Below are 12,027 nucleotides of genomic sequence, written 5' to 3' on the forward strand. Positions count from 1 at the left end.
TGTCTCCCTGTCATGCCTGAACCAGCGGGCCGGGGTTGGCGAGATATTGGGTACGGATCGCATGGGCGGCAAACAGTGCCGTTGCGCAAACGATACCGGTTGGGTTGTACGCCAGATTCTGCGGGAAGCAGCAGGCGCCGAGCACGAAAACGTTGGGCACGTCCCAGCTTTGCAGATATTTGTTCACAACGCTGGTCGCCGGGTTATCGCCCATCACCGCGCCGCCGGTGGTGTGAGTGGACTGGTAGGGGCGCACGTCATAATGCGCGTCCATGCCCTTAAAATGCATTTCATAGCGCTCCGGCCCGATCAGGCGGGCGATCTCCTGCGCTTTAGCGCCCATAAAATTCGTCATTTTCAGCTCGTTGGGCTGCCAGTCGAAAGTCATGCGCAGCAGCGGCTGACCGTGGAGATCTTTATAGGTGGGGTCGAGATCCAGATAGCACTGTTTATACGGCATTACTGAGCCGGAGGAGCCAATATTCATGCTGTGCAGGTAGTGCGTTTTGATGGCGCGCTTCCAGCCGCTGCCCCAGGTCGGCGCGTCAGATGGCAGCGTCATTTGCTGGATCGGGCGTCCGCCGGTTATCGTAGCGGAAAGCGTGGCGCCGCCGACGAAGCCGTACGGCGAATGGTCAAAGTTTTCAGCGTTAAAATCGTCGATAAAAATGCCGCTGGCGCCGGTGGCGGCGAACGGATTGAAATTTTTATCGCTGTTAAAAAACAGTGAAACGCCGCCGTTCATCTGATAGGCATAGTTGCGCCCGACCACGCCTTCGCCAGTCGCGGGGTTATACGGCTTGCCGATTTTCGACAGCAGCAGCAGGCGCACATTGTGTAGCTGGAAAGCGCTTAATACGACCAGGCTTGCCGGTTGTTCAACTTCCCGGCCATCGCGGTCGATATAGGTTACGCCTGTCGCCTGGCGGCCCGTGGCGTCGGTGTTGACGCGCAGCACATGGGCCTGGGTGCGTAGCTCAACGTTTTTGAAGGTCTGAAGCGAAGGCAGTATGCAGCTTTGCGGTGAGCCTTTAGAGTAGTTGAAGCAGCCGAAACGTTCGCAAAAACCGCAGTAATTACACACGCCCAGTTGCACGCCATAGGGGTTTGTCCAGGGTTCGCTACAATTGGCCGCCGGAACGGGGAACGGGTGATAGCCCAGCTCTTTTGCGGCCTGGCTGAACAGTATGCCTGAATACTGCGGCTTGAGGGCTTTGGTGGGGTAAGGGTTCTGACGTGGCGCTTCAAACGGGTTGCCGCCTTCAATTGTCTGCCCCCGCACGTTGCCAGCCTGGCCCGCCGCGCCGCAAATTTTCTCAAATTTATCGAAAAACGGCTCCATCTCTTCATAAGTAAACGGGTAATCCTGCACAGTCATATCGGCAGGGATAAAGGCGGCGCCGTATTTTTCGATAACGGTGCTGCGCATTTTCAGGTCCGCTTCCAGCGGCCGCCACAGCATCCCGTTCCAGTGTACGCCCGCCCCGCCGACGCCGTTGCCGGGTAAAAAAGAACCAAAACGGCGATAGGGTAGCGCGGTATCGGATGAAGTATGACGCACGGTCAGCGTCTCTTTTGAGGCGTCCTGAAACAGCTTTAACCGAACACCGTAGGTCAGCTCATCGGTAATGCGCGGATAGGCGAAATCAGGGTAGGTATCGCGCTGTTCGCCACGTTCCAGCGCGACGATGCGCAATCCCGTTTCGGCCAGTTCACGGGCCATTAGCGAGCCGGTCCAGCCAAAGCCGACGATAACGATATCAACGGCATCCTTTTTAATACTCATGATCACACGCTCCTTTTTCCGCTGATGCTGACCGGTCCAGGCGGGTAGGGCCGGTTAGGATTATCCATAACCTGCGGATAGTCTGCGCGAGCGCCGGGAAAACCAATTAATTTCCAGGAGGCCAGCGTCTGGTTACCGCCGTGCAGCGGATCGGCCAGGTATCCTTCTTTGGTGTTTTCCAGTAACTGGGTGAAAAACAGCGCGCCGGGCGCGCCATCTCTGTTTAGCTCGCCTTTTTCCAGTTGCGTCAGAACCGCTTCCTGCTGTGAATGCGTCAGTTCAGCGAATACCTTGCCGTATTCGCTGATGCACCAGGCGTTGATAGCCTTAATGCCCCGGCGATAGGTTTCACGCGGCGCCAGACTGGACTGATAGCCCAGTTCGGGTACGCCGTCGGCAAATGGCGGTTGCATATACCAAAGCTGGCCGTGGCCGTAGGGAAGCTCCATTTGCTTATCAATAAATATCGGCACGCCTTCGCTGACGGCGCCAGGGCCGAGTTCATCCTGCGGAATCAGACGATCCACGGCGGCAAGCAGAAACCGCCATTCGTCATTATTAAAAAATACCGGAACGTAGTGGGCCGATACGCCCTCAGACTGCGCGGCCTGCGCTGTATTGCCCGTTGTTAGCAGGCTGCCGGCGGCGGCAGCCGGCAGCAGCGCCAGCGACCGCTGTAAAAAACGCCGCCTTGACGGGTTTACCTCTTGATTGTCATCGCTCATTTTGCGTACTCCCGCTGCGTTGGGGGGAGATCTGTTGTGACAGTTTCCATAATGCTTCCCTGTGTTTTTTGTAAAGAAAGAACAGATTTTTCCTCACAAAATATAAGGGGTTTTGTTGGTTTTTTTTTAATAAAACGTGTCGGTAAACATTATAAAAAGAGTCAGGAGAGCGTTATTCGTTATGGGGGATATCGCCTGGTTGTATGTTGAAGAAAGTCCCGCCGCTTTCCGGGCTTGTTAAGGAGGAGCATACAGGACAAGGCGTAGCATCACAGAGACTTTAGCGGGACTATCATGCCTGACCGGTAGCCCGCCAGAATGTGCGTCAGGCTTTACTCATCTCAGCGCTGATTTGTTCCAGTGATTTGTCTTTCGTCTCTGCGACGCAAAAGAGATTCAGCAAAAACCACAAAAAGCAGCACAGGCCATACAAAAAGAACGGGAAACTGCCGTTAAACAGCCTGTTGAGCGTTTCGCTATGCGTCAACATGGGGAAGGTTTGCGAGACAATAAAACTGCCGGTCCAGATAAGCAGCGTGGCCCACGACATCAGCTTATCGCGAATCATGTTGGGGGCCAGTTCGGGAATGATAATCCATAAAATGGGGCCAATGGTGCCGCCGAAGAACAGGATATAAACGACCATGATGACCAGCATAAAGATGCTGGTCACCCCCATCCTGATTAATATTCCCAGCAACGTGATCGAAAGAAAGCACATGAACGAACCCACAATCAGCAGCTTACGGCGACCATACTTTTCGACCCGATAAACGGCCCAGACCGCAGCGGCAAAGAAGGCAATACCGATGATGACCTGCTGGTAATAGGCCGTTTTTTCGCTGGCGATACCGATATTTTCCAACAGCACGTTACCGTAATATAAAACGGCATTGATACCGCATAAATTTGCCAGCAATGCCATTGCCAGTATGATCAGTGTTACCCGCCTGTATTTCTTCGACAGAATACTTTCGCGGGGAGCAAGTTTGGCGTGTTGATGAAAGGTGCTTTTTATCTCCTGAATGGCCGTCTGGCAGTCAAAATTCTGGCCATACAGGTTTTTCATAATGTCGCCCGCCTGCGCTTCACGATGATTTTTTATTAACCAGCGTGGCGACTCGGGTAACCAGAAGGCCAGAATCATAAACAGGCAACCGGGTACTGACATGGCGCCCAGCATATAGCGCCAGGCATACTGCGTAGCCCATTGCGGATCGCTGCCCCAACTGGCGACCAGGGCGTTCACCATATAAACCAAAAGGATGCCAAAAGCGATCATCATCTGGTAAAAGCCCAGCGTCCTGCCACGAATTTTTGGCGCGGCAATTTCACCAATATAAACAGGCGCCGTCGCTGAACCCAGCCCTACGCCAATACCGCCGACGCTCCTGAAAAAGATAAACATCGTAAAATTGTAAGGGAAGGCGGTGAAGATCCCGGCGAGAAACACCAGCACGCCGGTAAGGATTAGCGCTTTTTTTCTGCCCAGAGCGTTGGTGATAAACTGGCCGCTAAAGGCGCCAATCATAAACCCCAGCACCACCGATGATACGGCCCAGCCGGTGCCCATCGCGTCGAGAGAAAAATAGTGGCTCAGATGGGTTATTGCACCCGCAATGACCGCCGAGTCAAAGCCATATAATAAACCTGCGACTGACGCTATGAGCGACAACTTATAACTCATGCTATACGTTGTATTCATTTTGTCACCGTTGAATATTTTTTAATGCCAGGTACGGCTCCATTTTTTATCTTCGCTGAGCGTTCAACGTATTCAGGAATAATTTTCATGGAATCGTCGAACCACGCATCAGGATCGGTACTGGCGACCAGGGCAAAATTTCCCCACGGCATTAATGAGCCGGAGCGAATAATAACCCTGGCGCCAGGGTAGATGTCTGCCACAAGCTTCTGATGTGGTATGAGCAAAAAATCGGCGCCGGAACCGGTAAATATGTCGGTTACCTGCTGCATAAGGTTAGGGTTACTCTCCGGTACTTCCTCAGCAAAGATAACGTTTTCAATAAAAATTTCGCCTCTAAGTACGCTCAGAATTTCAAGAAGATCGACGCTGTCCGCACAAAATGCCAGGTCGATTCTTTTTATGCCGGGAGGAATGGGCGCGCCGGCATCAGTGACTAAAATAATATCGCCGTGCCCTAAACTGGCTAATGCTTCGGCAACCTGTGGATGTAGGATTTTACCAGGTCTCATTATATTCTCCGGTTATATTATTTTGTTAACAGAGGGATAAATAAAAATGGTACTGCTCTGGTTAGGGGCCGCCTTATTTAGCATGCAGCTTCGCTTCAATCTCCTCCAGCGTTTTTCCTTTCGTCTCCGGCACCATTGCCACAACGAAAATAAAGGCAATGACTGAGATGCCGGCATAAATAAAAAAGGTGTTTGCCGCGCTAATATTTCCCACCAGCACAGGAAAGAAGCGGGAAACGAAAAAGTTGCCGCCCCAGAGGGCAAAGGTTGCAATCGAGACCGCAATACCGCGCACGTGACCAGGGAAGATCTCGGAAATAACAACCCAGGCCACGGTGCCGTAAGAGACGGCGAAGATGGCGACATAGGCCAGGATGCAAATCAGTAACAGCATTGTCTGGGTTTCACTGGCGCGAAATAGTATCCCCGTACAGCTAAGAGTGACGGCCATTCCTGCCGACCCAAAAATAAGCAACGAACGCCGTCCGACTTTATCGATGACCCACATAGACACCAGCGTTGCGATCACAAGCGTCATACCGATAAGAACGGTAAACGACATCGCGCCGCTGATATTCATGCCTGCCGTTTTAAATATTTCCGGCGCGTAGTAAAAAATGGCGTTAATACCGGTGATTTGCTGGAAGAGGGCAACGCAGAAACCGATAATCAGCGCCCGTCGCAGGCGAGGGGAAAAAAGTTCGCGCAGTCGGGAGGTATCTTCATTTTGCAGGGTATGTTTAATCGCTTCAAGTTGCTCTCTGGCTGTCGCTTCGTCAGAATTTATTTTACGCAGAATATCAAGGCCCTGTTCTGTACGCCCCTTGCGCACCAGCCAGCGCGGACTTTCCGGCACCCAGACCAGCAGCATCAGGAAAAGAATGGCAGGCAAGATGCCGCTTGCGAAAATCACCCGCCAGCCATATTCGATATTCCACATTTCGCTGGCGCAACTGGCGATAATGGCGGAAACGGAAAATATCGCCAGGTTGCCAATGCAGTTAAAAAGCTGGTTTAGCGAGACCAGCCGTCCGCGAATATGCGCAGGTGAAACCTCGGCAATATAGAGCGGGGCGATGGTCGTCTCTATCCCAATACCTATACCTACGATGATGCGAAACCAGACCAGCATCTCCGGCGAGGTAGCGAGCGCCTCGCCCAGCACGCCAAAGATAAAAATCAGCGCGGTCAGCAGCAGGACCTTTTTTCTTCCTGTTGCATCAGAAAGCGGGCCGGCCAGCGCTACCCCGATAATACAGCCGACAATGATGGACGATGTAACCCAGCCGATGCCATCCGCATCCAGTTCAAATTTACTCTGTAAAAAACCTACCGAACCTGAAATGCTGCCGTTATCAAAACCAAACAGAAAGCCCCCGACGGCGGTAACGACTGCGATTAACAGAACATTACGCATCCAGGTGTTTCTGGCTGTGACTTGTAAATGACTAACCATAATACTCTCCGTTATCAGGCGGGTGAGCGTGGCGATGTCGAAACAGCGCGTACCGTGCAGTGTTGTTGTAATTCGGTCAAATTCAGACCGGCGGCGAGGCCGGCCGTCGGGCTGGCGGCATTGGCTGCGCCGCAGGCCGCAGCCAGCGTGAGATGTTCTGTCCACCGGGCCTGCGGACGGGCCAGCAGGCTGGCGACCAGGCCGGCGCAATAGGCATCCCCTGAGCCGACCGGGCTGACCGTCGTCACTTGCGAAGAGGAGACCTCATAATCACCGTCAGGCGTCAGCGCAAGGGTAGGACGCTGACCATCGGTGATAATCACGCAGCGCACGCCCTGATCCAGCCAGGCCTGCGGCAATGCTGAGGAGGAGGCCGCACTGGCCTGGCGCAGTTCATCGCGGTTGATTTTGATGATATCCGGCAGTGAACCGGCAGACTGCAACAGCGCCGTGCCGTGGGTGTCCAGCAGCGACAGCACGCCAGCGGCGCGGGCGAGGGTAATCCAGCGTCCGTACTCGTCGGGCTGGAGGTTTTTTGCCAGTGAACCGGTACAGACAAGCGCGCTGGCATGAGGCAATTCCTGTACCAGCAGGCGGTGCAGCGCCTGATGCTCGTCCGGGGTGATGGCCGGACCGACGGCGTTATAGACGCTTGCTCTTTCCGGCGCCTGTACCTCGGTGACGACTTCGCAAATGCGCGTGCTGCCCGCGATGTCACACCAGCATCCTTCCAGCGCCTCCTCCGCCAGCAGTTCGCGGCACAGCCGCCCCGTTGCGCCGCCGAGAAACCCCAGCAGCCGCGGCGTCGGCGCGCCCGGCAGAACGGTACGCAACTGGCCCATAACACGCGCCACATTGACCCCTTTCCCTCCCGCCAACGTTTTATCATCCAGCAGGCGGTGAACCTCGCCGGGCTGCTGTTTATCCACCAGCAGCAGCCGTTCAATGGCCGTATTCAGTGAGGCGATGATGATGTTCATAGTTGACCCTCCTGATGGGTTGCAATCAGCCAGCTTTCACGGGCAATCATGGCGGCGCCCGTGGCGACAGGTTCGGCCAGTTCGCTGACGAAAAGCGGCATATTCCAGCGCTGTTTACGGTGCTCCAGCATCTCCTGGCGCTGGAACAAAGATCCCATCAGCACCGCATCCTGCGGGCGTATCCCGCCTATTTCCCCCATATGGGTCAGCAGGCGAAACGCGCGATCGGCGATATGGTTCAGCGTGGCCTGCACTACGTCGGCTGGCCGGACGCCGGCATGCAGTTGCTGCAGGGAAAACAGCCCCTGCGCTTCATCCTCGTTAACAGAAACCGAGACGGCTGGCGGAACCGCTTCGGCAAGTAGATCCTGAAATAGCTGGTCGTAACTGCCCTGATAGAGCAGCTCCGCCAGCGTCTGGATAATTTTGCCGGAAGGGGTGGCGCAGCCCATGACAAACTCCCCGGCTTTCCATGTGCGTTCGATATCCACGCCGAGTCGCCATGCGGCGGTCGTATCGGGAAAGTGCGGCGTTAATACCATGAGATATTCGGACGTACCTATCGAGTCGAATACGTTGGTCGGCTGGTCGTTTTGCACCGCCCAGGCGCCGACGATCTGATCGTGCCCGCCCACAAAGACGCTGGCGCCCTGGCAGAGCGCCACGCCCGGTAGCGATTGCGGGCGGATCTCCCCGCAGCGTTCGCCGGTGTCCGCCAGCGCCGGGAAAAGCGTTGTCGGGAAGCCCAGCCGCTCTAACGTTGGCGCGTGGGGCCGCATGCTTTTAAGATCGAAACATTGTGAATGGGTGATCTGCGAGGTTGCCGCGCGCCATTCGCTGGTCAGTCGCCACATGATGTAGCTGGTGAAATCCACCCAGCGATCGATCTGCCGCCAGATATCCGGGTGTTGTGTACGTATCCAGTTCAGACGGGCGGGGCTTTGGTTAGGGCGCGATCGCATACCCGAAATGGCGTAATGCTCATGGCTGTCCAGCCACTGATGAAGGTCTGTGTCCAGCGACGCGACGGGGTAATTTTCCCACCACGCCAGGGAAGGATAGATAATTTCCCCGCTGGAGTTAACCGCAACCGACTCCTCCTGGCCGAACGCGCCCACCGACACTGCGGTCAGAGGGCCGCAGGCCCGCGCTTCTTCGCGCGAGTAATTTTCGATAAGCGCGCTCAGGCTTTGCCAGAACGCGAGCGCATCGTGAAATGTCAGTCCATCCTGCTTTATCACCGGCGTGCGGCACTTTTTTACCGGCAAAAACGTTCCTTCCTCGCTAATGCCGATGATTTTGATATGCGTGGCGCCGATATCTATCCCGAGAAACCACATAGTGATTACCCTCAATTATCAGTTTATAACCCCAGCTTGCCTGGATTGAGAACGCCGTTCGGATCGAGCGCCTGTTTTAACCGGCGTAGCAGCAGATGCGCCGATCCCAGCGATTCGCGGGCATAAGGCGAGCGAACCAGCCCGCCGCCATGATGGTGCGACAGTTCGGCATTGTGTTCGAGGCAGACGCGCATGGTTTCGCGCCAGATAGTGCGTAATTTCTCCACCGCTGCGGCATCGGTCTCTTCCCGCCCGAGCAGGATCATGTACATGGAGGTGCCCTGCGGATAGACGTGGGAGAAATGCGACAAGACCTCTCCCGCCAGCGGCGTCAGCATTTTATTCAGGTCGTGATAAAGGCTGGCGATGCCGTCCCAGGTGTGCGCAATTTCGATGGTTTCGGCAAAGCCGCCGGTGGAATCAAGCAGGTTCTCGACGGTAGAGAAGTCAAAACGGCGATCCATCCATTTCAGTACCCCTTCGCTGCCAATAGATTGACCTCCGTGGCGGTGGACAATCGCCATAAAAGCGTCCATTTCCGCGCGGGCAACCGCCTCAACGCCCTGGGTGCCCAGGAACATCACCGGTTTATCCTGCTGCGGATTTTGCATGGCGTGGCGGGCTTCGTTTGTATCGTACAAGCGCAGCAGGAAGGGACGAAGCCCGGCCATCGCCTGTTCGCGCATAATGGTCAGGCCCGCTTCGACGGAGGGAAGCTCAAGCGAATCGAAAAGGCGCGTTTGCGGCAGAGGGAACATTTTTAGCTGTACCGAGGTGACGATGCCCAGCGTGCCTTCCGCGCCGATGAAAAGCTGGCGCAGATCGGGTCCCATAGCAGCGCGCGGGGAAGCCTTGAGGCGTATCTTTTCACCCGTGGCGAGGATGACCGTATAGGCGGTAATCAGATCCTCAATGCCGCCGTAATAAGAGGAAAATTGACCGGTCGCAAGGGTTGAGAGCCAGCCGCCAACGCTGGACTGGTATAACGACTGCGGCGAATGGCCCAGCGTCCACCCCATCTGCTGTAGTTCATCCTCCAGTTGACCACCGTTGTAGCCCGCGGACACTTCCACGGTCAGGTTCGTGGTATTGATATCCCGGTGATGGGTCATGCCGGTTAAATCCAGCACGATCCCGCCGCGCGTCGGCAGCGGCTGCCCCGTTACGGAGGAGGCCAGCGCTCGTGGCGTGACCGGCGTGTCATATGCCGTCGCCAGCGCCAGTACCTGCTGGATCTGCTGCTCGTCAGTGACTTTTACCACAACATCGGCCTGATAATCATGGCATCCTAAGCGCCTGAGTTTGGTAGACAGGGGCCAGGTATCATGGCTGGAGGCCTGCAGCGTTTCGCGGTCGGTCAGAATCTGCGCTTCTGGCACAGCCGCTTTCAGGGCGGTAACGAGATGAGAAATGTCAGACATACAAACTCCTGCATGGACAATTTAAGGGATATTCCTGGCGCCGTGACGGGGGTCAGATGCCCAGGGTTTAATTCATTGACAGCGGATTTGCGACTAATATACGATCAATTTGCAGAAAGCTGCAAATTGCATTTTTCGCTTTTTCTCAACTTTGTGAAGGAGATCTGGATGGATAGCCGAACCGGTAAAGCAGTACGCTTAGGACGCATTTTACGCCCGGAAACGGGGCGCGCGGTGGTGGTGGCCGCCTCCCACGGCGTTATGGCTGGCCCGCCATCAGGGCTAAAAACGCGCGGTGAAATCGAAAGCGTGTTTGCCCAGCTGCGCGGGGCTGACGGAGTCATGGTCTCCCCGGGCATGATCCCGCTGGTGGAGAAGACGTTCATTGGCCGCGACCGCCCCGGTTTTGTGCTGCACCTTGACTGGAAAAACCACGCGCGCTCCATTTATACGCCGGGGAAAGACGGCAGGCGCGAAGGGGTGCTGGCGCAACTGGCGGAGATTGGCGATGTTGCCGCCTGTGGTATCGATGCGGTTATGACCTATATGTATCTTGGCCAGAAAGATACGGCCCTTGAGCAGGCGGAAATTATTCGCAATACGCGCATCGTGCGTGAATGCGAGCGCCACGGTATCGCGGTCATTATTGAGCCGCGCTCCGCGCTGGAAGGCATTGATCCTGACGCGCTCAGCGCGAAGGTGATGAGTATGTACTGTCGAATCGCGGCGGATATCGGTGCGGACCTGGTAAAAGCGCTGTGGCCCGGCTCGGTGGACGATTTTGCTGCGGTAACAAGCACCTGTTATACTCCGGTGCTGCTTGCGGGCGGCGCCGGTGGCGAAGATCCGCGCTCCACGCTGCAACTGGCGGCTGACGCCATGCGTGCAGGCGCGAAAGGAGTAATGTTTGGTCGACGTATTTTCCGGGCGCAGCAGCCAGCCGACGTGCTTCGCGCGCTTAATGCCGTCGTGCATGAGGAACAAAGCGCCGAACAGGCGTTGCGGTTTCTGGAACAGTAAGATCGGCGGAAACAATGACGGTTATTGCGCGTGATGTGAAGCAACTCTCTCCGGTAGCATTTATTGCCCGTACGATTATTTCGCTCGGTTTATCCGGGCGTCTTCCCACTACCTCCTGGTTTCAGGAGGTGCTGGAGATTGGCTCCGGTACGGTACAAAAGGCGCTGCAGGAGTTAAAAAAATCCGGCGCAGTAACGCTTGTTTCCCGCGGTCACCAGGGGACTTTTGTGGTCTCCTGGAACTTTCCCCTGCTATGGAGCGCCGCGCGTATCCCCCCGGTTCATATGTTATTACCCCCAAGAGGCTCCCTTGAGGCAACGCAGGTGGCTTCCGCGCTGGTTGAGCAGTGCGGTCGTTGGGGAGCGGTAACCACCGTCGGTTATCTGCGCGGTGCGCGTTCGCGCCTGCAGGCCTTCTCTGAACACGAAGCGGATATTGTCCTTCTCTCTTCAGGGTCGGCGCAGATGCTGATGGCAAACGCCGCTGAAGAGGGGTATGAACTCTTTGAAGTGGGTAATGGCAGCTATTACCGGCCCGGCAGCCTGGTCGTAGTTGAAAAATCAGAAGGCGCCGCCACAACGCGCCCGCGCGTCGGTATTGACTTTCATTCCAGCGATCACCAAAGGCTGACCCATGCTCAGTTTCCGGAAGCGCGGTATGACTATGTCGAGGTGGATTTTACCCTTTTGCCCCGCGCGGTATTTCTGGGCGAGATTGATACCGGCGTCTGGCACCAGGAGCCTTCTCTTATCCCGCTGGAGAAAATTGGCCTGACCATCAGGCCGCTGGATGAGCCTGCTGCGCTCAGCATGGCGGAAACGATTTCCAGCGCGGTCCTGGTGGTGCGCGCCTCCTCGACGGTGGCGCAGCTTCTGCGACAGATTGATGTTGCGGAAATTAAAAAGCAGGCTGTACTGCCGTTAAATGCCTCTGAGGCCAGTTTAGGCCGGCTTCCTGATATCTTGCGTTTTCGTTAATGCCAGAGCGCTTTGTTGCTACCTGTTTTGTCAGGTGGAATTCTTCCTGCTTAAGACTCAGGTTTATGAATACAACGATAAGTCGTCTGCTCGTAGTGTTACCTC

Annotated in this window: 10 protein-coding genes; 2 read left to right on the forward strand and 8 right to left on the reverse strand. The window is 55.6% G+C overall.

The genetic code is table 11. The annotated features are described in order from the left end of the window. Positions 1–10: 10 nt before the first annotated feature. The 8 genes from JJB97_RS03615 to JJB97_RS03650 all read right to left on the reverse strand — a co-directional run bounded on the left by JJB97_RS03615 (position 11) and on the right by JJB97_RS03650 (position 9,925). A complete protein-coding gene (locus JJB97_RS03615; RefSeq protein ID WP_238712428.1) occupies positions 11–1,786 on the reverse strand; it encodes a GMC family oxidoreductase in 1,776 nt (591 codons plus the stop codon). A 2-nt stretch (positions 1,787–1,788) separates the two neighbouring features. Then, on the reverse strand, positions 1,789–2,511 hold the full coding sequence (locus JJB97_RS03620; RefSeq protein WP_238712429.1) for a gluconate 2-dehydrogenase subunit 3 family protein: 723 nt from the start codon (positions 2,509–2,511) through the stop codon (positions 1,789–1,791). Between the two features lie 325 nt (positions 2,512–2,836). Then, positions 2,837–4,216: a sugar porter family MFS transporter gene (locus JJB97_RS03625; RefSeq protein ID WP_238712430.1), complete on the reverse strand. Its 1,380-nt coding sequence runs from the start codon at positions 4,214–4,216 to the stop codon at positions 2,837–2,839. Next, positions 4,213–4,728 carry an RbsD/FucU domain-containing protein gene (locus JJB97_RS03630; RefSeq protein ID WP_238712431.1) on the reverse strand — a complete coding sequence of 172 codons (516 nt, stop codon included), beginning with the start codon at positions 4,726–4,728 and terminating at the stop codon, positions 4,213–4,215. Before JJB97_RS03630 ends, JJB97_RS03625 begins: the two co-directional genes overlap by 4 nt. Before the next feature lie 73 nt (positions 4,729–4,801). Continuing rightward, positions 4,802–6,184, reverse strand: coding sequence for a sugar porter family MFS transporter (locus tag JJB97_RS03635; RefSeq protein ID WP_238712432.1), 1,383 nt, complete (start codon positions 6,182–6,184; stop codon positions 4,802–4,804). A 14-nt stretch (positions 6,185–6,198) separates the two neighbouring features. Beyond that, positions 6,199–7,164: a 1-phosphofructokinase family hexose kinase gene (locus tag JJB97_RS03640; protein ID WP_238712433.1), complete on the reverse strand. Its 966-nt coding sequence runs from the start codon at positions 7,162–7,164 to the stop codon at positions 6,199–6,201. Continuing rightward, positions 7,161–8,504, reverse strand: coding sequence for an FGGY-family carbohydrate kinase (locus JJB97_RS03645; RefSeq protein ID WP_238712434.1), 1,344 nt, complete (start codon positions 8,502–8,504; stop codon positions 7,161–7,163). The genes JJB97_RS03640 and JJB97_RS03645 overlap by 4 nt, the downstream gene beginning before the upstream one ends. 23 nt (positions 8,505–8,527) lie before the next feature. Further along, the gene (locus JJB97_RS03650) at positions 8,528–9,925 is read right to left on the reverse strand and encodes an FAD-binding oxidoreductase (RefSeq protein WP_238712435.1); all 1,398 of its coding nucleotides are present in this window, start codon (positions 9,923–9,925) and stop codon (positions 8,528–8,530) included. Positions 9,926–10,093: 168 nt separating this feature from the next. Between JJB97_RS03650 and JJB97_RS03655 the strand changes: the two genes are divergently transcribed. Continuing rightward, on the forward strand, positions 10,094–10,945 hold the full coding sequence (locus tag JJB97_RS03655) for a class I fructose-bisphosphate aldolase (protein ID WP_238712436.1): 852 nt from the start codon (positions 10,094–10,096) through the stop codon (positions 10,943–10,945). 14 nt (positions 10,946–10,959) lie between these two features. After that, a complete protein-coding gene (locus tag JJB97_RS03660; RefSeq protein ID WP_238712437.1) occupies positions 10,960–11,922 on the forward strand; it encodes a YhfZ family protein in 963 nt (320 codons plus the stop codon). The last annotated feature ends 105 nt before the right edge of the window (positions 11,923–12,027 follow it).

Origin of the sequence: Tenebrionibacter intestinalis (genome assembly GCF_016632365.1) — a bacterium.
Taxonomy (GTDB): Bacteria; Pseudomonadota; Gammaproteobacteria; order Enterobacterales; family Enterobacteriaceae; genus Tenebrionibacter; species Tenebrionibacter intestinalis.

Coding starts and splice junctions, on each gene's coding strand:
- JJB97_RS03615 (WP_238712428.1), bottom strand. CDS start 1,786: ATGAGTATTAAAAAGGATGCCGTTGATATCGTTATCGTCGGCTTTGGC.
- JJB97_RS03620 (WP_238712429.1), bottom strand. CDS start 2,511: ATGAGCGATGACAATCAAGAGGTAAACCCGTCAAGGCGGCGTTTTTTA.
- JJB97_RS03625 (WP_238712430.1), bottom strand. CDS start 4,216: ATGAATACAACGTATAGCATGAGTTATAAGTTGTCGCTCATAGCGTCA.
- JJB97_RS03630 (WP_238712431.1), bottom strand. CDS start 4,728: ATGAGACCTGGTAAAATCCTACATCCACAGGTTGCCGAAGCATTAGCC.
- JJB97_RS03635 (WP_238712432.1), bottom strand. CDS start 6,184: ATGGTTAGTCATTTACAAGTCACAGCCAGAAACACCTGGATGCGTAAT.
- JJB97_RS03640 (WP_238712433.1), bottom strand. CDS start 7,164: ATGAACATCATCATCGCCTCACTGAATACGGCCATTGAACGGCTGCTG.
- JJB97_RS03645 (WP_238712434.1), bottom strand. CDS start 8,504: ATGTGGTTTCTCGGGATAGATATCGGCGCCACGCATATCAAAATCATC.
- JJB97_RS03650 (WP_238712435.1), bottom strand. CDS start 9,925: ATGTCTGACATTTCTCATCTCGTTACCGCCCTGAAAGCGGCTGTGCCA.
- JJB97_RS03655 (WP_238712436.1), top strand. CDS start 10,094: ATGGATAGCCGAACCGGTAAAGCAGTACGCTTAGGACGCATTTTACGC.
- JJB97_RS03660 (WP_238712437.1), top strand. CDS start 10,960: ATGACGGTTATTGCGCGTGATGTGAAGCAACTCTCTCCGGTAGCATTT.